Genomic DNA, 24,116 nt, shown 5'->3' on the forward strand with positions numbered 1-24,116 from the left:
AGACCCATGAACAGCCGACCCACACGCTGCACTCGCTTGGCCATCCTGTCCCGCGCAGGGGGCGCGCTCGCTTTCCCGCGCCCGGACGGCGGCAGGCGGCCTCATCTGCGCGCCGCGCTGTCCGCGCTGGTCCTGTCCGGCGCGCTGGCGGGCTGCGGCTCGTCGCCTCCCGTCCACTACTACACGCTGCAAGGGCCGGCGGCCCAGGCGCCCGCCGGCGCGGTCGCGCCCGCCTCGTTCCTGATCGAGGTGCAGCCGGTCACCATCTCCACCCAGGCCGACCAGCCCCAGCTGATGGTGCGCACCGGCGACGGCAGCGTGTCGGCGCTGTATTCGGAGCGCTGGAGTTCGCCGCTGGGCGACGAGCTGCGGGGCGCCTTGTCGGACGCCCTGAAGCGGGAACTGGGCGCGCTGGACGTCCAGGTGGTCAAGCCGGGGCCCGGAGCGGCGGTATGGCGCGTGCAGACGGACGTGCAGCGATTCGAGCTGGTGTCGGGCAGCATGGCGCAACTGGATGCGACCTGGCGCGTGCGTCCGGTCAACACCAACGGCTCCGGCCTGCTGTGCCGCAGCGTGGTCACGGAGCCCGTCTCGGATTCCGCGGTGCCCAGCCTGATCGCGGCGCAGCAGCGCGCGGTGGTCAGCCTGGCCGGCGCCATGGCCTCGGCCATCCGCGGCCAGACGCCCGCCGGCTCGGCGTCGGTGCAGATGATGGGCTGCTCCGCGCTGAAGGATTGAACCGCAGCGCGGAAAATCCGCATGATCTCAAGCGGTTAACCTAGGGTTAACCTTAATACAAACGCAGTTGCAACCTGTCTAGCATACGGTCCTACCCATACTGGGTTTCGTTCGTGCCCAGTGTTACCTTTGCCATGCGACAGGAAGCAATCTCTTATGGCCAGCACGACCCTCGGCGTCAAAGTCGATGACGCACTCCGCGACCGCCTGAAGGCCGCCGCGCACAAGCTCAACTGCACGCCGCACTGGCTGCACAAGCAGGCGATCCTCGCCTACCTGGACAAGATCGAGCGCGGCCATCTGCCCGCCGAGATGTCCCACCTGGGCATGGATGCCGGCGGCGACGACGAGGCCGGAGAAGGCCAATCGGCGCCTACGCCTCCGTTCTACGAATTCGGCCAGGACGTGCAGCCGCAATCGGTGCTGCGCGCGGCCATCACCGCGGCCTACCGCCGGCCCGAGCCCGAGTGCGTCCCGCTGCTGCTGGGCCAGGCCCGCATGCCCAATCTGGAAAAAGTGCATGCCATGGCCGCCGGCCTCGTCAATAAGCTGCGCGGCAAGCGCAGCGGCGGCGGCGTGGAAGGGCTGATCCAGGAATTCTCGCTGTCCAGCCAGGAAGGCGTGGCGCTGATGTGCCTGGCCGAAGCGCTGCTGCGCATCCCGGACCGCGCCACGCGCGACGCGCTGATCCGCGACAAGGTGGCCCGCGGCGACTGGAAGTCGCACATGGGCGGCTCGCAATCCCTGTTCGTCAACGCGGCCACCTGGGGCCTGATGATCACCGGCAAGCTGGTGGCCGTGAGCAGCGAGCAGTCGCTGTCCAAGGCGCTGACCCGCCTGATCGGCAAGGGCGGCGAGCCGCTGGTGCGCAAGGGCGTGAACATGGCCATGCGCATGATGGGCGAGCAGTTCGTGTCGGGCCAGACCATCTCCGAGGCGCTGGCCAACAACCGCAAGATGGAAGCGCGCGGTTTCCGCTATTCCTACGACATGCTGGGCGAGGCCGCCACCACGGCGGAGGACGCCGAGCGCTACTACGCGTCCTACGAGCAGGCCATCCATGCCATCGGCAAGGCGGCGGCCGGGCGCGGCATCTATGAAGGCCCGGGCATCTCGATCAAGCTGTCCGCGCTGCATCCCCGCTACTCGCGCGCCCAGCGCGAGCGCGTCATGGCCGAGCTGCTGCCGCGCGTGAAGGCGCTGACGGCGCTGGCCCGCAGCTACGACATCGGCCTGAACATCGACGCCGAGGAAGCCGACCGCCTGGAGATCTCGCTCGATCTGCTGGAGGCGCTGTGTTTCGCGCCCGAACTGGAAGGGTGGAATGGCATCGGCTTCGTCATCCAGGCCTACCAGAAGCGCGCGCCGTTCGTGATCGACTACGTGATCGACCTGGCCCGCCGCAGCCGCCACCGCGTGATGGTGCGCCTGGTGAAGGGCGCCTATTGGGACAGCGAAATCAAGCGCGCCCAGGTCGACGGCCTGGAAGGCTATCCGGTCTACACCCGCAAGCTCTACACCGACGTGGCCTACCTGGCCTGCGCCCGCAAGCTGCTGGGCGCCCCGGAAGCCGTGTATCCGCAGTTCGCCACGCACAACGCCTACACGCTGGCCGCCATCTATCAGCTGGCCGGCCAGAACTACTACCCGGGGCAGTACGAGTTCCAGTGCCTGCACGGCATGGGCGAGCCGCTGTACGACGAAGTGGTCGGCCCGCTGTCCCAAGGCAAGCTCAACCGTCCGTGCCGCATCTACGCGCCGGTCGGCACGCACGAAACGCTGCTGGCCTACCTGGTGCGCCGCCTGCTGGAAAACGGCGCCAACACCTCGTTCGTGAACCTGATCGGCGACGAGACCATTCCGGTTGAAACGCTGGTGGCCGATCCGGTCGAAGCCGCCGCGCGCATCGTGCCCCTGGGCGCGCCGCACGAGAAGATTGCGCTGCCGCGCGAGCTGTACGGCGATCCGGAACAGGGCGCGCGCGCCAACTCGGCGGGCCTGGACCTGAGCAACGAACACCGCCTGGGCTCGCTGTCCGCCGCGCTGCTGGCCAGCGCCGGCATACCGTGGCGCGCCGCGCCCATGCTGGGCGAAGGCGGCGAGGCCTGGGATCCCGCCCGCGCCGTCGAGGTCCGCAACCCCGCCAACCTGCGCGACGTGGTGGGCCACGTCATCGAGGCGCAGGCCGACGAGGCCGAGCTCGCCCTGCGCGCGGCCGCCAATACCTCGCCGATCTGGCAATCCACGCCGGTGGCCGAGCGGGCCCAGTGCCTGCGCCGCGCCGCGCAACTGCTGGAAGAGCAGATGCAGACCCTGCTGGGCCTGATCGTGCGCGAAGCCGGCAAATCCTTGCCCAACGCCATCGCCGAAGTCCGCGAGGCCGTGGACTTCCTGCGCTATTACGCCGACCAGGCCGAGCAGGAATTCAGCAACGACACGCACCGCCCGCTGGGCACCGTGCTGTGCATCAGCCCCTGGAATTTCCCGCTGGCCATCTTCACGGGCCAGGTCGCGGCCGCCTTGGCCGCGGGCAACACCGTGCTGGCCAAGCCCGCCGAGCAGACGCCCCTGATCGCGGCGCAAGCCGTGGCCATCCTGCGCGCGGCCGGCGTGCCCGCCGGCGCCGTGCAGCTGCTGCCGGGCCGCGGGGAAACCGTGGGCGCCCAGCTGGTTGCCAGCCCGGGCGTGCGCGGCGTGATGTTCACCGGCTCCACCGACGTGGCGCGCATCATCGCGCGCACCCTGGCGGACCGCCTGGACGACGACGGCCACACCATTCCGCTGATCGCGGAAACGGGCGGCCAGAACGCCATGGTGGTGGATTCGTCCGCCTTGTCCGAGCAAGTGGTGTTCGACGTGCTCAGCTCCGCCTTCGATTCGGCCGGACAGCGCTGCTCGGCGCTGCGCGTGCTGTGCGTGCAGGAAGACAACGCCGAGCACGTGCTGACGATGCTGCGCGGCGCGATGCGCGAGCTCGGCGTGGGCAACCCCGACCGCCTTTCGGTGGACGTGGGCCCGGTCATCGACACCGAGGCGCGCAACGGCATCCAGCGGCATATCGAGACCATGCGCACGGCGGGACATCGCGTGGATCAGGTGGAACTGAACGGCGAATGCCGCCACGGCACCTTCGTGCCGCCCACCATCATCGAGATCGACCACATCGGCGAACTCACGCGCGAGGTCTTCGGGCCGGTGCTGCACGTGGTGCGCTACAAGCGCGACGAGCTGGACGGCCTGCTTGACGCCATCAACGGCACGGGCTACGGACTGACCTTCGGCGTGCATACCCGCATCGACGAAACCATTGCCCACGTGACCGGCCAGGTCCACGCCGGCAATGTCTACGTCAACCGCAACATCGTGGGCGCGGTGGTGGGCGTGCAGCCCTTCGGGGGCGAATGCCTGTCCGGGACCGGCCCCAAGGCGGGCGGCCCGCTGTACATGTACCGCCTGCTGGGCACGCGCCCGGCGGGCCTGCCGCCGGCGCTGGATGCGGCGGCGCCGCTGCCGCAGCGCATCGCGCTGCCCGGCCCGACCGGCGAGACCAATACTTATATGGTTGAGCCGCGCGGCGCCGTGTACTGCGTGGCGGCCACCGAGGCCGGCGCGCGGGCGCAGTGGTCGGTGGCCCGGCTGACGGGCAACCACGCCTGGTTCGCGGACACGCCCGCGGCGCAGGCGCTGCTGTCCGGCCTGGATGCCGAGCAGCAGGGCCAGGCGGGCATTCTTGCCGATGCCGAGGTCGACCAGGCGGACTACCATGCCGTGCTGTTCGAAGGCGACGGCGATGCCCTGCAAGCCCTGAACCAGCGGATCGCGCAGCGCCCGGGCGCCATCCTGGCCGTGCATGGCCTGACGCCGGACGCCTTGGCGGCGGGCGCCAGCTATGTGCCGGAACGTCTCCTGACCGAGCGCTCCATCAGCGTGAACACGGCGGCCGCGGGCGGCAATGCCAGCCTCATGACCATCGGTTGAGGGTGACCGAGGGGTAACCCTTGGGTATCCAAGGGTTATCTCCAATATCGGGCAAGGTTGCACTGGAAGCAAAATCCGGTCGCACCTCTGGTTTGGACGTCGCAACCCGGCATCCAGACTTTGCAGAAAATGCATGCGCAAGACGCGGCGACCGCCGGGCTTGCGGTAGTAAAAAAACCAAAAGCCTGGCTAAAAGCTCAGGTATAACAAGATCTTAGGTCCGACACTCCGGAGGATTCCCCATGAAGTTCCGCACCACTTTGAAGCTTCTCGCCGCAGGCATCGCCGCCGCCGGCATGACCGCGGGCGCCCAGGCCGCCGACATCAAGTTCGGCTTTGCCGCGCCGCTCACGGGTCCGCAATCGCACTACGGCGAGGACATGCAGAATGGCCTGAACCTGGCCCTGGAAGAAGCCAACAAGAAGGGCATCAAGGTCGACGGCCAGCCCGCCAAGTTCGTGCTGGTGTCGCGCGACGACCAGGCCGATCCGCGCGTGGGCGTGCAGGTCGCCCAGCAGCTGGTCGACCAGGACGTGGTCGGCATCCTGGGGCACTTCAACTCGGGCACGACGATCCCCGCGTCGCGCGTCTACCATGAGGCCGGTCTGCCCCAGATCGCCATGGCCACGTCGCCGGAATACACCAAGCAAGGCTACGAAACCACGTTCCGCATGATGACCAGCGACACCCAGCAGGGCGCCGCGGTCGGCAAGTTCATGGTGGAAAACCTGAAGGCCAAGAAGGTCGCGATCATCGACGACCGCACCGCCTACGGCCAGGGCCTGGCCGACGAGGTCGAGAAGGCGGTCAAGGCCGCCGGCGGCCAGATCGTGCGCCGCGAGTACACGACCGACAAGGCCAACGACTTCACGGCCATCCTGACCAACATCAAGGGTTCCGCTCCCGACGCCATTTTCTACGGCGGCCTGGACGCGCAGTCCGGTCCGATGAAGCGCCAGCTGGCCACGCTGGGCCTGAAGGCGCCGCTGGTCTCGGGCGAAATGACCCGCAGCGATACCTTCATCAAGCTGGCCGGCGACGCCGCCGACGGCACCTACGCCTCGCTGGCCGGCGTGCCGCTGGACAAGATGGCCGCGGGCAAGGACTTCGCGCAGCGCTACGAAGCCCGCTTCAAGAAGGCCCCCGGCGTGTACGCGCCCTACGCCTACGACGGCGCATGGAACATGATCGCCGCCATCGAGCAGGCCGGTTCGGCCAAGCCCGAGAAGTACCTGCCGGCGCTGGCCAAGCTGAACCGCAAGGGCGCGACCAGCGAGCACATCTCGTATGACGACAAGGGCGACCTGAAGGAAATCTCGGTCACCATCTACGAAGTCAAGAACGGCAAGTGGGAAATGGTTGAAACGATGGTCAGCCAAGCCAACTAAGGCGGGTTGAACGAGGGCGGATCCTGGCTGCGCCACGGTCCGCCCGCTCTGTCCGCAGGCGCCGTCAGGCGCCGCGGCGCGTAACGCCAAGCCAGGCCTTCGTGCCCTGGCCGCGTGACACGCGATTTCTCCAGGCTTATTCAGCGGCCCCTATGGATATCTTCATTCAACAATTGATTAACGGCGTCACGCTAGGCAGCGTGTACGCCCTGGTCGCCCTTGGCTACACCATGGTGTACGGCATCATCGGGCTGATCAACTTCGCGCATGGCGACGTCGTCATGATCGGCGCGATGGCGGCCACGACGATCGCCATCTCGCTGGTGGGCGGCGATCCCGGCGTCTCGGCCTTTGTGGTGCTAGGCGTGGGGCTGCTGGTCTCGGTGCCCCTGTGCATGGCGGTGGGCTGGACGGCCGAACGGGTGGCCTACCGGCCGCTGCGCCGCGCCCCGCGCCTGGCGGCGCTGATCACGGCCATCGGCGTGTCCATCATCCTGCAGAACGTGGCGATGATGGGCTGGGGCCGCAACTATCTGAACTTCCCGCAGGTGCTGTCGCCGCAGGTGTTCGAGTTCGCCGGCGCCCGCATGAGCTCGCTGCAGATCGCCATCGTGGCGATCGCGGCGGTGATCATGGGCGGCCTCCTGGCCGTGGTGCACAAGACCCGGCTGGGCACGGCGATGCGCGCCACCGCGCAGAACCGCGAAGTGGCGGGGCTGATGGGCGTGAACATCAATACCGTCATCTCGGCGGCGTTCCTGATCGGTTCGGCGCTGGCCGCCGTCGCGGGCATGATGGTCGCCACCTACTATGGCGTGTCGCAGTACACCATGGGCTTCATGCTGGGCCTGAAGGCGTTCACCGCCGCGGTGCTGGGCGGCATCGGCAACCTGGTGGGCGCGATGGCGGGCGGCTTGCTGCTGGGCATCATCGAATCCCTGGGCGCGGGCTACATCGGCGACCTGACGGGCGGCTTCCTCGGCAGCCACTATCAGGACGTGTTCGCCTTCTTCGTGCTGGTGCTGGTGCTGATTTTCCGTCCGTCCGGCCTGCTGGGCGAACGCGTGGGAGATCGCGCATGAGCGGACACCTGAAAACCAGCGGCCTCTCGACCCGCAACCTGATCGGCATCGCGCTGATCGGCATCGTGCTGGCGGTGCTGCCCTTCGTGATCGGCATGGCCGGCCAGAGCTGGGTGCGCATCCTCAACTTCGCGCTGCTGTACGTGATGCTGTCGCTGGGCCTGAACATCGTGGTGGGCTTTGCCGGCCTGCTGGACCTGGGCTATATCGCGTTCTACGCGGTGGGCGCCTATACGTGGGCGCTGCTGGCCTCGCCGCATTTCGGCCTGCATCTGCCGTTCTGGGCGATCCTGCCGATCGCGCTGGCCGTGGCGTGCCTGTTCGGCGTGCTGCTGGGGGCGCCGACACTGAAGCTGCGGGGCGACTACCTGGCCATCGTGACCCTGGGGTTCGGCGAGATCATCCGCATCTTCCTGAACAACCTGAATGCGCCGATCAACATCACGAACGGTCCGCAGGGCATCAACCGCATCGACACCTTCAAGGTCGGCGAGTTCGCGTTCGGCCGCACGGAGAGCCTGCTGGGCATCCGGTTCACCGGGCCCGAGAAGTACTACTACCTGCTGCTGGCGCTGACGCTGATCATCATCCTGGTCTGCGTGCGCCTGCAGAATTCGCGCATCGGCCGCGCCTGGGAAGCCATCCGCGAGGATGAGATCGCCGCCAAGGCGATGGGCATCAACACCCGCAACATCAAGCTGCTGGCCTTCGCCATGGGCGCGTCCTTCGGCGGCGTGGCGGGCGCGCTGTTCGCGTCGATGCAGGGCTTTGTCAGCCCCGAGAGCTTCTCGCTGATGGAATCCATCTCCATCCTGTGCATGGTGGTGCTGGGCGGCATGGGCCATATCCCGGGCGTGATCCTGGGCGCGCTGATCCTGGCGGCCTTGCCTGAATTCCTGCGCGCGGTGGTCGAGCCCGTCCAGCACATGGTGTTCGGCGCCGTGGTGCTGGATCCGGAAGGCATCCGCATGCTGCTGTTCGGCCTGGCCATGGTGTGCGTCATGCTGTTCCGCCCCGCGGGCCTGTGGCCGTCGGCGGTGCGCAAGCGCGAACTGGCGACCAAGGCCCAGGGAGGTGCGGCATGAGCAAGCTGCTGCAAGCCCAGGGGCTGGGCAAGCGCTTCGGCGGGCTGCAAGCCTTGTCGGACGTCAGTTTCGATATCGAGCAGGGCGAGATCTACGGCCTGATCGGCCCGAACGGCGCGGGCAAGACGACGCTGTTCAACGTGCTGACGGGCCTCTACATTCCGGAAGACGGCTCCTGCACATTCAACGGCCAATCCATGTCGGGCAAGAAGCCGCATGAGGTCGCCTTTGCCGGGCTGGCGCGCACGTTCCAGAACATCCGCCTGTTCGCCAACCTGAGCGCCATCGAGAACGTGATGATCGGCCGCCACATGCGCACCAAGGCGGGCGTGTTCGGGGCGGTGCTGCGCACCCGCGGCACGCGCGCCGAAGAGGCCGCCATCGAGGCTCGCGCGCGGGAACTGCTGGACTACGTCGGCATCGGCCATCGCGCCAACGACGTGGCCCGCTCGCTGCCGTATGGCGACCAGCGCCGCCTGGAGATCGCGCGCGCGCTCGCCACGGACCCCAAGCTGCTGGCGCTGGACGAGCCGGCGGCCGGCATGAACGCGTCGGAAACAGTGGTGCTGCGCAAGCTCATCGAAAAGATCCGGGCGGACGGCGTGACCGTGCTGCTGATCGAGCACGACATGAAGCTCGTCATGGGCCTGTGCGATCGCGTGCTGGTGCTGGAGTACGGCAAGGTGCTGGCCATGGGCAAGCCCGCCCAGGTGCAGCGCGACCCCAAGGTCATTGAGGCGTATCTGGGCGCGGGCGCCGCGCAGGATCCGTTGATTAACAAAGAGGGCCAGGCAACATGACGGCATCCCAACCCCTATTGGAGCTGCGTGGCCTCCAGGTCTCGTACGGCGGCATCCGCGCGGTGCGCGGCACCGACCTGCGCGTGGACGAAGGCGAACTGGTCTGCCTGATCGGCGCCAACGGCGCGGGCAAGAGCACGACCCTGCGCGCCATCTGCGGCCTGGTGCCGCTGGCCGGCGGCGAGATCGTCTACGCCGGGCAATCGATCGGCGGCCAGAAGTCGCATGAGCTGGTCCGCAAGGGCCTGGTCATGGTGCCCGAAGGCCGCGGCATCTTCGGCCAGCTCACCATCGAGGAAAACCTGGCGATGGGCGCCTACATCCGCCGCGACGCGGCGCAGATCCGCCAGGACACCGACCGGGTCTTCACTTTGTTCCCCCGGCTGGCCGAACGCCGCAAGCAGGCGGCCGGCACGCTGTCGGGCGGCGAGCAGCAGATGGTGGCCATGGGCCGCGCCATGATCGCGCGTCCCAAGCTGCTGCTGCTGGACGAGCCGTCGATGGGCCTGGCGCCCTTGATGGTGGAGAAGGTCTTTGAAGTCGTGCGCACGGTCGCCGGCGAAGGCGTGACGATTCTGCTGATCGAGCAGAACGCGCGCCTGGCGCTGGAGAACAGCCATCGCGGCTACGTGATGGAATCGGGCGAGATCACCTTGTCCGGTCCGGCGCGCGACATGCTGCACGATCCCAAGGTGCGCGCCGCGTACCTGGGAGAAACCGAGTAAGGCGGCCGGACGCAAGGCGCAGTCCGCCTTGCGTCCGGCCCGCGCTACGCCTCCACGGGCTCGCGGTCCACGGCCGCGACCACCCCGGCGCTGATCAGCGCGTCGATCTCTTCTTTCCCATAGCCGAATTCGCCCAGGATCGCGATGGAGTCCTCGCCCAGGCGGGGCGCCGCGCGGTGGTAGCGGGCGGGCGTGGCCGACAGCTTCACGGGCATGCCCACCGTGCGCACCTTGCCCGCGACCGGATGATCCTGCTCCACGACCATGCCGCGCGCGAGCGTCTGCGGATGCGAAAGCGCCTGCGCGACCGAGTGCACCGGGCCGGCGGGAACGCCGGCGGCATCGAAGATGTCCAGCCATTCCTGCGCGCCGCGGGTCTTCAGGATCGCGGAGATCTCCGCCACCAGCGCATCGCGGTTCTGCATGCGGTCCCGGTTGCGCGCAAAGCGCGGGTCTTCGGCCCATTCGGGCTTGCCCAGCGCCTGCGCGATGCGCTGCCAGTTTTTCTCATTCGCGCCGCCGATGATGATCCAGTCCGTGCCGGTGGGAAATGCCTGGTACGGCGCGCTCAGCACATGCGCCGATCCGGTGGGGCCGGGGGACACGCCGCTGCCGAAATAGATCGCGGCGTGCCAGTAGAGCTGCTGCAGGCTGGCTTCGAGCAGCGAGGTCTCCACGATCTGGCCCTCGCCCGTGCGCTGCTTGTGCTGGTAGGCCGCCAGCACGCCGAACGCCGCCAGCAGGCCCGCATTGATGTCGGCCACGGAATTTCCCGTGCGCAGCGGCGGGCCGCCGGGTTCTCCGGTAATGGCCATCAGGCCGGAAAACCCCTGCGCCACCAGGTCGAAACCGCCCTTGTCGGCATACGGGCCGGTGGTGCCGTACCCCGACACGGCGCAATAGATCAGCCCCGGGTTTTCCTGGCGCAGCGTGTCGTAGCCCAGGCCCAGTTTTTCCATCGTGCCTTTGCGGAAGTTCTCGGTGACGACGTCGGCGTCGCGGATCATGCGCAAGAGGACCTTCTTGCCCTCGGGATGCTTCAGGTCCAGCGCGATCGCGCGCTTGTTGCGGTTGAGCATGAGGTAGGGCGCCGAGATGCCGTTGATCTGCGGATCGCGGTACTGGCGCGAATCGTCGCCGCCGTCGATCTTTTCGACCTTGATCACGTCGGCGCCCAGGTCGGCCAGCATCATGCCGCAAGTGGGGCCGGCCATGATCTGGGACAGCTCGATCACGCGCATGCCGGCGAGCGCGCCGGCGGGCGCATCGGAATCGGGGGAGGGCGGGCGGCCGGGGCCGCGGGTAGCGTCATTCATGCATGTTCCTTTTTCTGCGTTCAGCGGCCGCTGAACTGCGGCTTGGCCTTGGCCAGGAAGGCGCGGTAGCCGGCGCGGAAATCCTCGGTGTCGAAGCAGTCGAAGGCTTCGTCGCGGTCGGCATCGGTCAATGCCTTGCCCTGGACCAGGTTGCGCACGAACTTCTTGTGCCAGCGGGCCACCAGGGGGGCGCCATCGGCAATGCGGCGCGCGGCGGCGCGCGCTTCGCCAGCCACCTGATCGTCCGGCACGACGCGCGTGACCACGCCCAGGCGTAGTGCTTCGGCCGCGTCGAATATCGTCCCTTCCAGCAGCACCTGCAACGCGGTCGTCGGGCCGACCAGGCGCACCAGCGGCGCCAGTTCCGAGTACGACATCACCAGCCCCAGATTCTTGATGGGGACGCCGAAGCGCGAGCTTTCGCCGCAGATGCGCAGGTCGGCCAGGCTGGCGATTTCCAGCCCGCCGCCCACGCAGATGCCGTGTATCTGCGCCACCACGGGATGGCGGCAGCCGCCGATGGCCTCGATCGTGCGGCGCATGACGGCGCCGTACTCCACCGCCTGCCGCTTGTTGCTGCGGGCGGTTTCGAATTCGCTGATGTCGTTGCCGGGCGAGAACGCCTTTTCGCCCGCGCCGCGCACCAGCACGCAGCGCACGCTGTCGTCGCCGTCCAGCGCCAGGAAGGTGTCGCCCAGCAGGCGCCAGCCGTCGATGGTGAAGGCGTTGAGCTTCTCCGGCCGGTTCAGCACCACGGTCGCGATGTCGCCGTCGCGTTCAAGCAGGATGGGCGGGGAGTCGGTGGTAGGGGTAGCGCTCATGGTGTTCCTTTTGCATGGGCGGGGGGCAGGCCCCCCGCAAGGGGTTACTGTTTCGTCAGGCCCAGGCTTGCGGTGAGCTTGCCGTACTTGGTCCATTCCTCCTGCACGTAGGCGGCAAAGGCCGCAGGGGTTTTCGGCCCGCCGCCCAGGTCCATGCCCTGGTCTGCCAGCTTGGCGGCGACTTCGGGGTCGGCGATCGCCTGGGCCAGCGCCTGGTCAAGCTTGTCCATGACGGGACGGGGCAGCTTGGCGGGCGCGAGCACGGCGTACCACTGCACGATGTCCAGGCCCTTGATGCCGGATTCGGCCAGGGTGGGCACGTCCGGCAGCCGCTTGCTGCGTTCTGCGCTGGTCACCGCCAGCGGGCGCAGCTTGCCGGCCTGGATCTGGTTGATGGCGCCGGGCAGGGTGTCGAAATTCATGTCCACATTGCCGCCCAGCAGGTCCGTCATGGCCTGGCCGCTGCCCTTGTAGGGGACGTGCTCCATGGACACGCCGGCAATCTGCGAAAAGCGCGCGGCGCTCAAGTGCTGCGGACTGCCCATGCCGGAGGAGGCATACAGCAACTGCTTGGGCTTGGCGCGGGCGTCGTCCACCAGGTTCTGGACGGTGGCGTAGCGGTGCTTGGCGGGGTTCACGACCAGCACGTTGGGCACCGACCCGATGTAGCGCACCGCCGTGAAATCCTTGATGGGATCGATGCTGGATTGCACGACATAGGGCGCGGCGACGGTGGACTGCATGTTGGCCAGCAGCAGCGTGTAGCCGTCGGGGTCGGCCTTGGCCACGTAGTCGGCCGCGATCAGGCCGGAGGCGCCCGGCTTGTTCTCGACCACGATCTGCTGGCCCAGCAGGGTGGACAGGCGCGCGGACAGGATGCGGGCCGACACGTCGGTGCCGCCGCCCGGCACAAAGCCGACCACCAGGCGGATGGGGCGTTCCGGCCACTTCGATGAGTCCTCTGCCAGGGCGGGGCCGGCGGCGGCCAGGCTGGCGGTCAACGCCAGCGCGCCCGCCCAGGCGCGAGCATGCTTGTTCATATGGGTCTCCTTGGTGGATGGGGCCTGCCCAGGTGTGGCTTGCTTTATGATTGGGTCAGGTTGGTATTCCTTTGGTGTTTGGTATACCAGATACAAAAATAGTCGATGTCGCGAGTGTGAACAACCCATGGCTAACCCTGAAAGCCTGATGCCGGACGTCTCCGTCCCCGATTTGGCGATCCACCATCCAACCCTGCCGGCGGTCGTGGCCGAGCGGCTGCGGCAGCTGATCATCGACGGCACGCTGAAGCCGGGCACCTGGCTCAACGAGCGGGACCTCTGCGATCAGCTGAAGATTTCACGCACGCCGCTGCGCGAGGCCTACCGGATGCTGGCCTCGGACGGACTGGTGGCCTTGCAGCCCAAGCGCGGGGCGATGGTGATCGAGCTGTCGGCGGAGGACATCGAGAACATCTTCGATGTGCTGTCCGTGCTGGAGGGGTTGGCGGTGCGCAGCGCCGCCGAGCGCGCATCCGAGGCGGAGCTTGCCCAGATCGCGCGCCTGCATGCGCAGATGCTTGAAAATTACGAGAAGCGCGACATCCGCGCGTATTTCGCGGCCAGCATGGGCACGCACATCGCGATCAACCGCGCGGCGCACAATCCGGCGCTGACGCAGTCCTATGACCGGCTGAACCTGCAGGTCCAGGCATTGCGCTACAAGTCCAATTTCGACCACGACGAATGGACGACGGCGGTCGCCGACCACGAGGCCTTCGTGCAGGCGCTCATGGCGCGCGACGGCGAGCGCGCCGAATCGCTGATCCGCAAACACGTTGGCGGCAAGAAAGCCTACAACCTGCGCGGGCGTCCGGGCGCCGCCGCCAAATCCTGAGCCAGGCCGCCAGGTTCAGGCCGGCTGCGCCACCACGCGCTTCCTACCGATCATCAGCGCAAGCACCGCCGCGATGAGGCCGGTCGCGCCAGCGATCACGAAAGCCATCAGGTAGCTGCCTTGCGATTCGCGCACCGCGCCGGCCATCCAGGCGGCGCTGGCCGCGCCCAGCTGGTGGCCCGCCACGATCCACCCGAAGACGATGGAGGCGTCGCGTTCGCCGAAGGCCTCCGTCGTCAGCCGCAGGGTCGGCGGCACGGTGGCGATCCAGTCCAGGCCGAAGAAGATCGCGAAGATCGACAGGCTGTAGAACGAGAAATCGGAATAGGGCAGGTACATCAGCGACAGGCCGCGCAGCGCGTAGTAGACGAAGAGCAGCTTGCGCGGGTCGTAGCGGTCGGTCAGCCATCCCGACGCGGTGGTGCCGATCAGGTCGAAGATGCCCATCATCGCCAACAGGCCCGCGGCCTGCACTTCCGGCATGCCGTGGTCGCCGCAAAGCGCGATCAGGTGCGTGCCGACCAGGCCGTTCGTGGTGAAGCCGCACACGAAAAACGTGGCGAACAGATACCAGAACGTGCGCGTCTTGGCGGCGCGGCCCAGCGCCCCGAAGGTGGCGGCCACCATGCCGGTGCGCGGAGCTGCAGGGGCGGGCGGGGCGTGCGGGTCGCTGCCGAACGGCACGAGGCCCACGCTGGCCGGGCGGTCCGGCACCAGCCACCATGCCAGCGGCACCAGCGCGGCCGCGGCGCCCGCCACCGTCCAGACCACGCGGGTCCAGTCGCCGGAAGAGGCCAGCGCGGCCAGCACCGGCAGGAACACCAGCGTGCCGGTGGCGGCGCTGGCGGTCAGCAGGCCCATCATCAGGCCGCGGTGCTTGACGAACCAGCGGTTGACGACGGTGGCGCCCATCACGATGGCGACCGCGCCCGAGCCGATGCCCGAGAACACGCCCCAGGTCATGAGCAGATGCCAGGGTTCGGTCATGTAGGCGCTGACGGCGCTGGACGCGGACATCAGTATCAGCGCGCTGATCAGCACCCGGCGCAAGCCGAAGCGTTCCATGGCCGCGGCGGCGAACGGGCCGACCAGGCCGTACAGGAAGATGCCCAGCGCGGCGGCAAACGAGATCGAGCTGCGGCTCCAGCCGAAAGCCTCTTCCAGAGGCACCAGCAGCACGCTGGGCGAGGAGCGCAGCCCGGCCGCGACCAGTAGCGACAGGAAGATCACCGCGACCACGACAAATGCGTACTTCTGGCCGGCGCGCCGGAACGGGATGGGAGGTTGGGCTATACTCATGTTACTGACCGGTACGTATTGAGGTTCGCGCATAGTACGTACCGGTCAGTAACATCGTCAAGCGCTTTTTGGCGACCCTGTTTTCAGGACGGCCGCGTCTCCATTCCGGCCGTCTTGCGGAAAAGGAGCCGTGTATGGCCAGCAAGATTCCAGCCGAGTCCGCGCGCCTGCCCAAGTCCCCAGCCCAGCCCGTGGCCAAGCCCGCGCTGGCGGCCGACCGCATACGCAAGACCGCGCGTGAAATGTTCTACCGCGACGGCATCCGCGCAGTGGGCGTGGACGCCATCGTCAACCAGGCGGGTGTCACCAAGCCCAGCCTGTACCGCAGTTTTTCGTCCAAGGACGAACTGGCGGCGACCTACCTGCGCGACTACGACGCCGAGTTCTGGGCCCGCTTCGACGCGGCCTGCGCCGCGCACCCGGGCGACGCGCGGGCGCAATTGCTGGACTACCTGTCAGGCCTGGGCAGCCGCGCGGTGCAGAGCGGCTACCGGGGGTGCGGCCTGACGAACGCCGCCGTCGAGTATCCCGAAGCCGACCATCCCGCGCGGGTCGTCGCCGTGGCGCACAAGCTGGAGCTGCGCCGCCGCCTGAACGCGATGGCGGCGGAAATGGGCGCGAGCGATCCCGAGGCCCTGGCCGATGGGCTGCTGCTGCTGATCGAAGGCGCCTTCGTTTCCAGCCAGCTGTTTGGAGAGGGCGGACCGGCGGGCAGGGTGGCTGAGATGGCCGATAAACTGATCCAGATCCATCTTCCACGCTAAAGGAGGTACTGCATTGCACAAGACTAGTGCGAAATAGGGTGCCGCATGCACCGTTGTGGTGGTGTTTGTACCCATTGCACAACGAACAAAAAAATGTTTGGTATTTTTATTGCGACGCAGCAAACGCAGGTCTAACATGAAGTCGTGTTGTTCCACATCGCGCTTTCTCAAGGAGAGAATCATGAGCGATACCGCGTTGAAGAATGCCCGTATGTCGGACGCCCTTGAGCGGTCCCTGATCCGCGAGGCCGTCAAGGCGGAAACCTTGTCCGGTCCGTCCGCCCGCACGGGCTGGCTGCGCCTGAAGCTGCGCCTGGCAGCGTTCGGCGGAGCCGTAGGCGAAGTCCTGCACGACATGGACGCGGGCCGACAGCAGCACCCGGTGGTTTCCGCCCACCACTGAGCTCATCCCCGAGCCCGGAAAAAAAGCCAGCATCTGCTGGCTTTTTTTTGCGCCGCGCCCTGCAGCTTTTGCTCAGGCGGCCATGTCCACCAGCAGATAGCCGTCCAGCACGATGATGCCGACGGTGGCGGCAATCGCGGCCCAGGCCCAGGCGCCCCGCAGCACATACTGCCCCATCAGGCTCTTGCGGCAGGCCAGCACCACCAGCGGGCCCAGGGCGAAAGGCAGGGCCAGGCTCAGGATGACCTGGCTCAGCACCAGCAGCTCGTCCGGGTCCTGCCCGCCCGTGAACGCCAGCAGGCCCACGGCCGCCGCGCCCGCCGCCAGGCGCGTCATCAGCGCGCGGCGGCGGTCCGACCAGTTGCTGCCGACCTGGAAGCCGCGGGACAGGATGCGGCCGGCCAGCACCCCGGTGATGGTGGAGCTTTGCCCGGCTGCATAGAGCGCCACGGCGAAGACGATGGCTGCGCCGATGCCCAGCGTCTGGCCGATCACCGCGTGGGCGTCGTCCAGGCTGGAGACGACCATGCCGGAACCGGACAGGGACGCCGCCGCCACGATCATGATGGCTGAATTGATCAGCATGGCCATGCCCAGGGAGACGATGGTGTCGTTGCGCGCCACGCGCATGGCCATGCCGCGCGCTTGGGCGGGAAGATCCTGCGCGCGCTGCGCCAATGAGCCGGAATGCAGGTACAGGTTGTGAGGCATGAGGGTCGCGCCCAGGATGCCCAGCGCGATCAGGAACCCTTGCGGATCGCGCAGCGCCTGGCGGGTCTGCGTGACGCCGTGCGCCACCTCGGTCCAGGCCGGGTTCGCCTTGAACAGCAGGAACACGAACGACAGCGCCACCACCGACAGCAGCAGCGCAATGACGCGCTCGTGCCGGTCGGCGTTGCCGCGCGTGAGCGCCAGCACGGCGAAGGTGCCGATGCCGGTGACGGCCACCCCCGCCATTAGCGGCAGGCCGAACAGCAGCCGCAGCGCGATTGCGCCGCCTATCAGTTCGGCCAGCGCGGTCGCCAGGATGGCGGCCTCGCCGGCCAGCCAGGCGGCCTTGGACAGGCGGGGCGAAAGGTGCCGGGCGGTCAGCGTGGCGAGGTCTTGTCCCGTGGCCAGCGCCAGGCGCGAGACCAGGACCTGGAAGCCCAGCGCCAGGAAAGCCGAGGCGATGACGACCATGAGCAGGCCGTAGCCGAAGCCGCTGCCGCCGGCGATATCGGTGGCCCAGTTGCCCGGATCGATGTAGCCCACGGCGACGAGCAGGCCGGACCCGACCATGCGGCGCAGGTTCGCCGATATCCGCGCGTCCTGCGCCAGGCTGGCGTTGCCTCCCGATATCGCGTAAATGAATCCGGTCATGCGACACTCCTGAGAATGGTTCTTATTCTCTAGAAGCGGCCGCGGATCGTCAAATTGATTTTGACCAAGCCCGGGATAGGGCGGCCCAATGATCCGGCCCCAAGCGGCGCAGGGCCGTCGCGAGAATAGCCGCCCCCCTCGGGGGGCAGCAAGCGCACAACGTGCGCGCCTTATCCTCAGGACTTAAGTTTGGCGTCCATCGAGATCTTGGCGTTGAGCACCTTGGATACGGGGCACCCCTTCTCCGCCTTGCGGGCGGCTTCCTCGAAGGCTTGCGCGGAGGCTCCCGGAATGACGGCCTCCACGGTCAGGTGGACGGCGGTGATGGAAAAGCCATCGTCCACCTTGTCCAGCGTAACTTCGGCCTTGGTGTCCAGGCTTTGCGCCACCATGCCGGATTCGGACAGGATGTTGGACAGCGCCATGGTGAAGCAGCCGGCGTGCGCCGCGCCCAGCAGTTCTTCGGGGTTGGTGCCCGGGGTGTCGCCGAAACGGGTGTTAAAGCCATAGGGCTGGCTCTTGAGCGCGCCGCTTTGCGTGGAAATCGTGCCCTTGCCAGTCTTCAGATCGCCCGACCAGGCGGCGGTTGCGGTTTTCTTCATACGTGACTCCTGTAGAGGGACGCGGCCAGGGCCGGCGTCCGGGGTAGGGGGCGCGCAATCCGCCGATTACGGCGGCGCGCTTTGCCTCAGGCGGCATCGTCGATGATACGGCGCGCCCACCCGCCTGGCGTGGAAAACGCCGGTGCGCAACGGCAAGCCGATGTAACGGCTGCCCTGGCGCAGGGAGCGAGCCCGCGGCCGCGCACCGGAAGGCAAAGACAGGACGCTGCCGGGCATCAGGCAAAATAGCGGCATCTCCTCAACACCTTCCCGAGAGCCGTTGTCATGTCCCGCATTCTTGCCCGCTACGCCTGCGCCGTCGCGCTGGCCGTTCCCGTCCTCTCCGCCCAGGCCGAAATCGTCATCGGCGTGGACGTCTCCACGACCGGCCCCGCCGCCGCGATCGGCATCCAGACCAACAATGCGATCCGCCTGTGGCCGAACACCCTGGGCGGCGAACCCGCGCGCTATGTGGTGCTGGACGACGGCACCGACGTGAGCCGCGCGGTGAAGAACATGCGCAAGCTGACCTCGGAAGACAAGGTCGACGCCATCGTCGGGCCCAACATCACCGCGGCCGCCCTGGCCGGCCTGGACGTGCTGGCCGAGACCAAGACCCCGATGATCGCGCTGGCGGCCTCCAGCGTCATCGTCGAGCCGGCGTCCGATCCCAAGCGCGCCTGGGCGTTCAAGATGCCGCAGAACGATTCGCTGATGGCCACGGTCCTGGTCGAGGACATGAAGAAGAAGGGCCTGAAGAACGTGGCCTTCATCGGCTTTGCGGACTCGTATGGCGACAGCTGGTGGAAGGAGTTCACGGCAGCGGCCGGGTCCGACCTGAAGATCGTGGCCCAGGAGCGCTTCCAGCGCACCGACGCCTCGGTGGTGGGGCAGGCGCTGAAGGTGATCGCCGCCAAGCCGGACGCCGTGCTGATCGCGGGCTCTGGCACCCCGTCCGCCTTGCCTCAGAAAACGCTGCTGGAACGCGGCTACACCGGCGCCATCTATCAGACCCACGGCATCGGCACGCTGGAATTCCTGCAGGTGGGCGGCAAGGACGTGGAAGGCACCCTGTTCCCGACCGGTCCTGGCGTCGTGGCGCGCGAGCTGCCCGATTCCAACCCGGTCAAGAAGGTGGCCGTGGAGTTTGCGGACAAGTACGAACGCCAGTACGGCACCAATACGCTGACCCAGTTCGCCGGCGACGCCTACGGCGCCTGGATGCTGCTGGACTCCGCGGTGGCGCGGGCGCTGAAGACGGGCGCCAAGCCGGGCACCCCGGAATTCCGCCTGGCCTTGCGCGACGCGCTGGAAAGCACGCGCGACCTGATCGTGCCCAATGGCGTGCTCAATATCTCCAAGGACAACCACCAGGGGTTTGACGAGCGCGCCCGGGTCATGGGCGTCGTCAAGAACGGCCGGTTCTCGTACGCGGAATAAACGGTGCCATATCTGTCTACCGTTTGTAACGTGTCCTAACCCTCCATAGGGCAACGGACCCCAAAAGCAGGCTTAGGCCTGCTTTTTTACGCCTATATCATTCGTGTAGAAATCATTTAATAGCGTATTATTTTTAGTGAAGCCATGCACCTAGAAATAATTACGGGAGAATAAATCCATGACCTTGCTTCGATCCAGACGATTGCTGTTGGCCTTGAGCCTGGGCGTCCTGGCCGCATGTTCCGACTCCGGCGCCGACAAGGGCGCCCCGGCGGCGGCAGGCGCGGCGAGCACGCTGGAGGCCGCGCGCAGCGCCGGCAAGATCCGCATCGGCTACGCCAATGAGGCGCCATTCGCCTACATGGACAGCAAGGAGGCCAAGGTCACGGGCGAATCCGTGGAGATCGCCCGCGTCGTGCTCAAGCGCATGGGCGTCAATGAAGTGGAAGGCGTGCTGACCGAGTTCGGCTCGCTCATTCCCGGCCTGGCGGCCAAGCGCTTCGACATCATCGCCGCCGGCATGTACGTCACGCCCAGCCGCTGCCAGCAGGTGGCGTTCTCGGACCCGACCTACGGCGTGGGCGAGGCGTTCCTCGTCAAGCAAGGCAACCCGAAGAACCTGCACGGCTACGAAGACGTGCTGAAGAACCCCGATGCCAAGCTGGGCGTCGTGGTGGGCGCCATCCAGGGCGACTACGCCGAGAAGGTGAAGATTCCGGCCGGCCAGGTCGTGGTGTTTCCGGACGCCGTCAGCGCCTTGTCCGGCGTGCAGGCCGGACGCGCCGACGCCTACGCCGCCACCGCGCTGACCATCAACGACCTGATGGGCAAGACGCAGCAGGGCAGCGACCTGGAGAAAGCGGAGCCCTTCGCGGATCCCGTGATCGACGGCAAGGGCGTGCGCGGCTACGGCGCCTATGCGTTCCGGACCGACGACAAGGCATTCGCCGATGCCTTCAACGCCGAGCTGGCCAAGTTCATCGGCACCGAGGAACACAAGAAGCTGGTGGAGCCCTTCGGCTTTACCGAGCAGGAGCTGCCCCAGGGCGTGACGGCCGCCAAGCTCTGCGCCGGACAGTAAGGGGCGCCGATGCAGCTCATTTCAGAACATATCGCGGAACTGGTGCCGCCCCTGCTGGAGGGGCTCGCCGTCACGCTTCAGATCATGGCCGGGGCCGTGGTGCTGGCGGTGCCGCTGGCGCTGGCCTCGGGCATCGGGCGCATGTCGACCTTGCGGCCGGTGCGCTGGCTGGCCTCGGTCTATGTCGAGGTCTTCCGGGGCACGTCCGCCCTGGTGCAGCTCTTCTGGTTCTACTTCGTACTGCCCTTGTTCGGCGTGCAACTGCCGGCCATGCTGGTGGGCATCGTGGTGCTGGCGCTGAACGCCGGCGCATACGGCGCGGAAGTGGTGCGCGGCGCCCTGCGCGCGGTGGCGCCGGGCCAGCGCGAAGCAGGCGTGGCGCTGAACCTGACGCGCGGTCAGATCATGCGCCGCATCGTGCTGCCGCAGGCGGTGCCGGCCATGCTGCCGCCCGCCGGCAACCTGCTGATCGAGCTGCTGAAGAACACCGCGCTGGTGTCGCTGATCACCATCACGGACCTGACGTTCCGCGGCCAGCTCCTGCGCAGCGAAACCCTGCGCACCACCGAGATATTCACCCTGATGCTGCTGATGTACTTCGCGGTGGCCTTGCTGATCACCGCGGGCGTGCGCCTGCTTGAGCGGAGGGTCCGCGTCCGATGACTCCGATATTCGACTGGTCTTTCGCGCTGGAAATCCTGCCCACGCTGGGGTCGGCGCTGGTCATCACGATCCAGGCCACCGTGCTCGGCATGCTGGTGGCCGTCACGCTGGGCCTGGTGCTGGCGATGATGCGCCGTTCGCGTTTGCGCATCGTGTCCCTGCCCACGGCGTTCCTGATCGAGTTCGTGCGCAGCACGCCGCTGCTGGTGCAGATGTACTTCCTGTTCTACGTGCTGCCCTTGACGGGGGCGCAGATGTCTCCGCTCATGACCGGCATCGTGGCGCTAGGCCTGCATTACGCCGCGTACTGCGCGGAGGTCTATCGCGCCGGCATCGAGGCGGTGCCCCGCGGCCAATGGGAAGCGGCGACGGCGCTGAACATGTCGCGCTGGCGCACGGCCATCGGCGTGGTGTTGCCGCAGGCGATCCCGCCCGTCGTGCCGGCGCTGGGCAACTACCTGGTGGCCATGTTCAAGGACACGCCGCTGCTGTCGGCGATCACCGTGGTGGAGCTGCTGCAGCAAAGCAAGATGATCGGATCGGCGACGTTCCGGTACACCGAACCGCTGACCCTGGTGGGCCTGCTGTTCCTGGCATTGAGCCTGGTGGCGGCCTGGGGCGTGCGCGGCCTGGAGGGCCGCCTGCAACGATATGGAGTAAAACGATGAGCGCCAGCCTGAACATCAAGAACCTGCACAAGCGTTACGGCGATCTGGAGGTGCTGCGCGGCATCAACCTGGATATCCCGGCCGGCCAGACCGTGGCGGTGATCGGCCCCTCGGGCTCGGGCAAGTCCACCTTGCTGCGTGTGCTGATGACCCTGGACCGCCCCAGCAGCGGCGACATCGAGATCGACGGACTTTCGATGTGGACCGACGAGCACGGCCGGCCCGTGGGCGCGAATTCCGAGCACCTGCGCCGCGTGCGCGGCAAGATCGGCATGGTGTTCCAGCACTTCAACCTGTTCCCCCACATGACCGCGCTGGGCAATGCCATGGAAGCGCCGCTGCACGTGCTGGGCATGTCCCGCGAAAAGGCGCGCGAGCGCGCCGTGGAGTACCTGGACATGGTGGGCCTGGGCGACAAGCTGGACGTCTATCCCGCGCAGTTGTCGGGCGGGCAGAAGCAGCGTGTGGGCATTGCGCGCGCGCTGGCGATGTGTCCGGAGATCATGCTGTTCGACGAAGTGACCTCGGCGCTGGACCCTGAACTGGTGGGCGGCATTCTGCAGATCCTGCGGGACCTGTCGGCCCGGCGCAGCATGACGATGATCATCGTCACCCACCAGATGAAGTTCGCCGAACGCAGCTCCGACCGTACCCTGTTCTTCGACCAGGGCAACATCGTCGAGGACGCGGAATCGTCCGTGCTGTTCAGCCAGCCCAAGGAGGAGCGCACGCGCCAGTTCCTGGACAGCGTGATCGAAGGGCAATAGGCGGCGGGCGTTTAACCCTGCCGGGGGCGTTGGGATTGACGCCCTTTTTTTTCGCGGGCGCTATGCTGTGCCGTCCAACGCCCTGGAGGCCTAAGCATGAGTCACCTGTTCAGTCCCACGTCAGTCGGCAACGTACAACTGGCCAATCGCATCGTCATCGCGCCCATGTGCGAATACTCCGCCGAAGCAGGCTGCGCGACCGACTGGCACATGATCCACCTGGGCCATCTGGCGCTGTCGGGCGCCGCGCTGCTGTTCACGGAAGCCACCGCGGTGGAGCCCGACGGGCGCATCTCTCCGGGAGACCTCGGCCTGTGGTCCGATGAAACCGAGGCCGCGCTGGGCCGGATCGTGGCCGCGGTGCGCCGGTACTCGCCCATCAAGCTCGGCATCCAGCTGGGCCACGCGGGCCGCAAGGCGTCCAGCGACGCGCCCTGGAATGGCGGCCAGCTGGTGCCGGCCAGCGAAGGCGGCTGGCAGGGCTGGGCGCCCTCGGCCGTTCCTCACAACGCGCATGAGCCCGCTCCCCACGCCCTGGACGATGCGGGCCTGGCGAGAATCCGCGACGCCTTCGTGGACAGCGCGCGCCGCGCCATCCGCCTGGGCTTTGACGCCATCGAACTGCACGCCGCGCACGGCTACCTGCTGCACCAGTTCCTGTCGCCGCTGTCGAACCGGCGCGACGACGCCTACGGCGGCTCGCTCGAAAACCGCATGCGCTTCCCCCTGGAAGTATTCCAGGCCTTGCGCGAGGTCACGCCGCCGTCCGTGGCGCTGGGCCTGCGCGTGTCCGCGACCGACTGGGTCGACGGCGGGTGGGACCTGGAGCAGACGCTGGTGTTCGCGCAGGCGCTGAAGGATCGCGGCTGCGAGTTTATCGACGTGTCCAGCGGCGGCGTGTCGTCGCAGCAGAAGATACCCGTGGGGCCGAACTACCAGGTGCCGTTCGCCGATGAGATCAAGCGCAAGATCGGCATGCCCACCATCACGGTCGGCCTCATCACCGAGGCGCAGCAGGCCGAGGACATCCTCGCGCAGGGCCAGGCCGACATGATTGCGCTGGCGCGCGGCATGCTTTTCGATCCGCGCTGGCCCTGGCGCGCGGCGGCGGAGCTGGGCGGCCAGGTCGAAGCCCCGCGCCAGTACTGGCGCTCGCAGCCGCGCGAACTCAAGTCCCTGTTCGGCGAGACGCGCTTCGGCCAGCGATAAGCGGGCAGTGCCGCGCAAACGAAAAAGCGCCGCGATGACGCGGCGCTTTT

Annotated in this window: 22 protein-coding genes; 16 read left to right on the forward strand and 6 right to left on the reverse strand. The window is 67.5% G+C overall.

Going from position 1 to position 24,116, the window contains the following annotated elements:
* The first annotated feature begins 6 nt into the window (after positions 1 to 6).
* The 7 genes from ACFWP0_RS24155 (at position 7) to ACFWP0_RS24185 (ending at position 9,796) form a co-directional block, all read left to right on the forward strand.
* Complete coding sequence (locus tag ACFWP0_RS24155; protein ID WP_377846395.1) at positions 7 to 738, forward strand: membrane integrity-associated transporter subunit PqiC; 732 nt, start codon at positions 7 to 9, stop codon at positions 736 to 738.
* A 156-nt stretch (positions 739 to 894) separates the two neighbouring features.
* Positions 895 to 4,716 (forward strand): trifunctional transcriptional regulator/proline dehydrogenase/L-glutamate gamma-semialdehyde dehydrogenase, encoded by a 3,822-nt coding sequence (gene putA / locus ACFWP0_RS24160; protein WP_377846396.1) that lies wholly within the window; start codon positions 895 to 897, stop codon positions 4,714 to 4,716.
* A gap of 242 nt (positions 4,717 to 4,958) precedes the next feature.
* Positions 4,959 to 6,104, forward strand: coding sequence for a branched-chain amino acid ABC transporter substrate-binding protein (locus ACFWP0_RS24165; protein WP_377846398.1), 1,146 nt, complete (start codon positions 4,959 to 4,961; stop codon positions 6,102 to 6,104).
* Between the two features lie 230 nt (positions 6,105 to 6,334).
* Positions 6,335 to 7,186 (forward strand): branched-chain amino acid ABC transporter permease, encoded by an 852-nt coding sequence (locus ACFWP0_RS24170; RefSeq protein ID WP_377846468.1) that lies wholly within the window; start codon positions 6,335 to 6,337, stop codon positions 7,184 to 7,186.
* The gene (locus ACFWP0_RS24175) at positions 7,183 to 8,271 is read left to right on the forward strand and encodes an ABC transporter ATP-binding protein (RefSeq protein ID WP_377846400.1); all 1,089 of its coding nucleotides are present in this window, start codon (positions 7,183 to 7,185) and stop codon (positions 8,269 to 8,271) included. Before ACFWP0_RS24170 ends, ACFWP0_RS24175 begins: the two co-directional genes overlap by 4 nt.
* Positions 8,268 to 9,071, forward strand: a complete 804-nt coding sequence (locus tag ACFWP0_RS24180) for an ABC transporter ATP-binding protein (RefSeq protein WP_377846402.1) — start codon at positions 8,268 to 8,270, stop codon at positions 9,069 to 9,071. The genes ACFWP0_RS24175 and ACFWP0_RS24180 overlap by 4 nt, the downstream gene beginning before the upstream one ends.
* On the forward strand, positions 9,068 to 9,796 hold the full coding sequence (locus ACFWP0_RS24185; RefSeq protein ID WP_377846404.1) for an ABC transporter ATP-binding protein: 729 nt from the start codon (positions 9,068 to 9,070) through the stop codon (positions 9,794 to 9,796). The genes ACFWP0_RS24180 and ACFWP0_RS24185 overlap by 4 nt, the downstream gene beginning before the upstream one ends.
* 44 nt (positions 9,797 to 9,840) lie before the next feature.
* Here ACFWP0_RS24185 and ACFWP0_RS24190 read toward each other — a convergent pair whose 3' ends face one another.
* Genes ACFWP0_RS24190 through ACFWP0_RS24200 form a run of 3 tightly spaced genes read right to left on the reverse strand, consistent with a single transcriptional unit; the run spans position 9,841 to position 12,973 of the window.
* Entirely contained in the window at positions 9,841 to 11,112 is a 1,272-nt protein-coding gene (locus ACFWP0_RS24190; RefSeq protein WP_377846406.1) for a CaiB/BaiF CoA transferase family protein, read from the reverse strand.
* A gap of 20 nt (positions 11,113 to 11,132) precedes the next feature.
* Positions 11,133 to 11,933, reverse strand: a complete 801-nt coding sequence (locus tag ACFWP0_RS24195; protein WP_377846408.1) for an enoyl-CoA hydratase-related protein — start codon at positions 11,931 to 11,933, stop codon at positions 11,133 to 11,135.
* A 44-nt stretch (positions 11,934 to 11,977) separates the two neighbouring features.
* Positions 11,978 to 12,973, reverse strand: coding sequence for a Bug family tripartite tricarboxylate transporter substrate binding protein (locus tag ACFWP0_RS24200; RefSeq protein ID WP_377846410.1), 996 nt, complete (start codon positions 12,971 to 12,973; stop codon positions 11,978 to 11,980).
* Positions 12,974 to 13,100: 127 nt separating this feature from the next.
* Between ACFWP0_RS24200 and ACFWP0_RS24205 the strand changes: the two genes are divergently transcribed.
* Positions 13,101 to 13,808 carry a GntR family transcriptional regulator gene (locus ACFWP0_RS24205; RefSeq protein ID WP_377846411.1) on the forward strand — a complete coding sequence of 236 codons (708 nt, stop codon included), beginning with the start codon at positions 13,101 to 13,103 and terminating at the stop codon, positions 13,806 to 13,808.
* A 15-nt stretch (positions 13,809 to 13,823) separates the two neighbouring features.
* Here the strand turns inward: ACFWP0_RS24205 and ACFWP0_RS24210 are convergent, their stop codons facing one another.
* Positions 13,824 to 15,107: an MFS transporter gene (locus ACFWP0_RS24210; RefSeq protein WP_377846413.1), complete on the reverse strand. Its 1,284-nt coding sequence runs from the start codon at positions 15,105 to 15,107 to the stop codon at positions 13,824 to 13,826.
* A gap of 134 nt (positions 15,108 to 15,241) precedes the next feature.
* Here ACFWP0_RS24210 and ACFWP0_RS24215 point away from each other — a divergent pair, with 134 nt between their 5' ends.
* Both ACFWP0_RS24215 and ACFWP0_RS24220 read left to right on the forward strand, forming a co-directional pair.
* The gene (locus ACFWP0_RS24215) at positions 15,242 to 15,871 is read left to right on the forward strand and encodes a TetR/AcrR family transcriptional regulator (protein ID WP_377846415.1); all 630 of its coding nucleotides are present in this window, start codon (positions 15,242 to 15,244) and stop codon (positions 15,869 to 15,871) included.
* 181 nt (positions 15,872 to 16,052) lie between these two features.
* Positions 16,053 to 16,274: an XRE family transcriptional regulator gene (locus ACFWP0_RS24220; protein ID WP_377846417.1), complete on the forward strand. Its 222-nt coding sequence runs from the start codon at positions 16,053 to 16,055 to the stop codon at positions 16,272 to 16,274.
* Positions 16,275 to 16,346: 72 nt separating this feature from the next.
* On the opposite strand, the gene ACFWP0_RS24225 is transcribed toward ACFWP0_RS24220, so the two are convergent.
* Complete coding sequence (locus ACFWP0_RS24225) at positions 16,347 to 17,636, reverse strand: Nramp family divalent metal transporter (RefSeq protein ID WP_377846419.1); 1,290 nt, start codon at positions 17,634 to 17,636, stop codon at positions 16,347 to 16,349.
* 176 nt (positions 17,637 to 17,812) lie between these two features.
* Positions 17,813 to 18,238: an OsmC family protein gene (locus ACFWP0_RS24230; RefSeq protein WP_057282585.1), complete on the reverse strand. Its 426-nt coding sequence runs from the start codon at positions 18,236 to 18,238 to the stop codon at positions 17,813 to 17,815.
* 285 nt (positions 18,239 to 18,523) lie between these two features.
* Between ACFWP0_RS24230 and ACFWP0_RS24235 the strand changes: the two genes are divergently transcribed.
* The 6 genes from ACFWP0_RS24235 (at position 18,524) to ACFWP0_RS24260 (ending at position 24,066) form a co-directional block, all read left to right on the forward strand.
* A complete protein-coding gene (locus ACFWP0_RS24235) occupies positions 18,524 to 19,678 on the forward strand; it encodes an ABC transporter substrate-binding protein (protein ID WP_377846421.1) in 1,155 nt (384 codons plus the stop codon).
* Positions 19,679 to 19,856: 178 nt separating this feature from the next.
* Complete coding sequence (ehuB, locus tag ACFWP0_RS24240; RefSeq protein WP_377846423.1) at positions 19,857 to 20,759, forward strand: ectoine/hydroxyectoine ABC transporter substrate-binding protein EhuB; 903 nt, start codon at positions 19,857 to 19,859, stop codon at positions 20,757 to 20,759.
* Between the two features lie 9 nt (positions 20,760 to 20,768).
* Positions 20,769 to 21,422: an ectoine/hydroxyectoine ABC transporter permease subunit EhuC gene (gene ehuC / locus ACFWP0_RS24245; protein ID WP_377846425.1), complete on the forward strand. Its 654-nt coding sequence runs from the start codon at positions 20,769 to 20,771 to the stop codon at positions 21,420 to 21,422.
* Positions 21,419 to 22,090 (forward strand): ectoine/hydroxyectoine ABC transporter permease subunit EhuD, encoded by a 672-nt coding sequence (ehuD, locus tag ACFWP0_RS24250; RefSeq protein ID WP_377846427.1) that lies wholly within the window; start codon positions 21,419 to 21,421, stop codon positions 22,088 to 22,090. Before ehuC ends, ehuD begins: the two co-directional genes overlap by 4 nt.
* Positions 22,087 to 22,857 carry an ectoine/hydroxyectoine ABC transporter ATP-binding protein EhuA gene (ehuA, locus tag ACFWP0_RS24255; protein ID WP_377846429.1) on the forward strand — a complete coding sequence of 257 codons (771 nt, stop codon included), beginning with the start codon at positions 22,087 to 22,089 and terminating at the stop codon, positions 22,855 to 22,857. The genes ehuD and ehuA overlap by 4 nt, the downstream gene beginning before the upstream one ends.
* A 96-nt stretch (positions 22,858 to 22,953) precedes the next feature.
* The gene (locus ACFWP0_RS24260) at positions 22,954 to 24,066 is read left to right on the forward strand and encodes an NADH:flavin oxidoreductase/NADH oxidase (RefSeq protein ID WP_377846431.1); all 1,113 of its coding nucleotides are present in this window, start codon (positions 22,954 to 22,956) and stop codon (positions 24,064 to 24,066) included.
* The last annotated feature ends 50 nt before the right edge of the window (positions 24,067 to 24,116 follow it).

The sequence above is a fragment of the Achromobacter sp. NPDC058515 genome (genome assembly GCF_042721735.1).
In the GTDB taxonomy this organism is placed as follows: domain Bacteria; phylum Pseudomonadota; class Gammaproteobacteria; order Burkholderiales; family Burkholderiaceae_B; genus Achromobacter.

Bases quoted from the DNA above. Each gene is read 5' to 3' on its own strand.
- ACFWP0_RS24155 (WP_377846395.1), top strand. From the start codon at position 7: ATGAACAGCCGACCCACACGCTGCACTCGCTTGGCCATCCTGTCCCGC.
- putA (WP_377846396.1), top strand. From the start codon at position 895: ATGGCCAGCACGACCCTCGGCGTCAAAGTCGATGACGCACTCCGCGAC.
- ACFWP0_RS24165 (WP_377846398.1), top strand. From the start codon at position 4,959: ATGAAGTTCCGCACCACTTTGAAGCTTCTCGCCGCAGGCATCGCCGCC.
- ACFWP0_RS24170 (WP_377846468.1), top strand. From the start codon at position 6,335: ATGGTGTACGGCATCATCGGGCTGATCAACTTCGCGCATGGCGACGTC.
- ACFWP0_RS24175 (WP_377846400.1), top strand. From the start codon at position 7,183: ATGAGCGGACACCTGAAAACCAGCGGCCTCTCGACCCGCAACCTGATC.
- ACFWP0_RS24180 (WP_377846402.1), top strand. From the start codon at position 8,268: ATGAGCAAGCTGCTGCAAGCCCAGGGGCTGGGCAAGCGCTTCGGCGGG.
- ACFWP0_RS24185 (WP_377846404.1), top strand. From the start codon at position 9,068: ATGACGGCATCCCAACCCCTATTGGAGCTGCGTGGCCTCCAGGTCTCG.
- ACFWP0_RS24190 (WP_377846406.1), bottom strand. From the start codon at position 11,112: ATGAATGACGCTACCCGCGGCCCCGGCCGCCCGCCCTCCCCCGATTCC.
- ACFWP0_RS24195 (WP_377846408.1), bottom strand. From the start codon at position 11,933: ATGAGCGCTACCCCTACCACCGACTCCCCGCCCATCCTGCTTGAACGC.
- ACFWP0_RS24200 (WP_377846410.1), bottom strand. From the start codon at position 12,973: ATGAACAAGCATGCTCGCGCCTGGGCGGGCGCGCTGGCGTTGACCGCC.
- ACFWP0_RS24205 (WP_377846411.1), top strand. From the start codon at position 13,101: ATGGCTAACCCTGAAAGCCTGATGCCGGACGTCTCCGTCCCCGATTTG.
- ACFWP0_RS24210 (WP_377846413.1), bottom strand. From the start codon at position 15,107: ATGAGTATAGCCCAACCTCCCATCCCGTTCCGGCGCGCCGGCCAGAAG.
- ACFWP0_RS24215 (WP_377846415.1), top strand. From the start codon at position 15,242: ATGGCCAGCAAGATTCCAGCCGAGTCCGCGCGCCTGCCCAAGTCCCCA.
- ACFWP0_RS24220 (WP_377846417.1), top strand. From the start codon at position 16,053: ATGAGCGATACCGCGTTGAAGAATGCCCGTATGTCGGACGCCCTTGAG.
- ACFWP0_RS24225 (WP_377846419.1), bottom strand. From the start codon at position 17,636: ATGACCGGATTCATTTACGCGATATCGGGAGGCAACGCCAGCCTGGCG.
- ACFWP0_RS24230 (WP_057282585.1), bottom strand. From the start codon at position 18,238: ATGAAGAAAACCGCAACCGCCGCCTGGTCGGGCGATCTGAAGACTGGC.
- ACFWP0_RS24235 (WP_377846421.1), top strand. From the start codon at position 18,524: ATGTCCCGCATTCTTGCCCGCTACGCCTGCGCCGTCGCGCTGGCCGTT.
- ehuB (WP_377846423.1), top strand. From the start codon at position 19,857: ATGACCTTGCTTCGATCCAGACGATTGCTGTTGGCCTTGAGCCTGGGC.
- ehuC (WP_377846425.1), top strand. From the start codon at position 20,769: ATGCAGCTCATTTCAGAACATATCGCGGAACTGGTGCCGCCCCTGCTG.
- ehuD (WP_377846427.1), top strand. From the start codon at position 21,419: ATGACTCCGATATTCGACTGGTCTTTCGCGCTGGAAATCCTGCCCACG.
- ehuA (WP_377846429.1), top strand. From the start codon at position 22,087: ATGAGCGCCAGCCTGAACATCAAGAACCTGCACAAGCGTTACGGCGAT.
- ACFWP0_RS24260 (WP_377846431.1), top strand. From the start codon at position 22,954: ATGAGTCACCTGTTCAGTCCCACGTCAGTCGGCAACGTACAACTGGCC.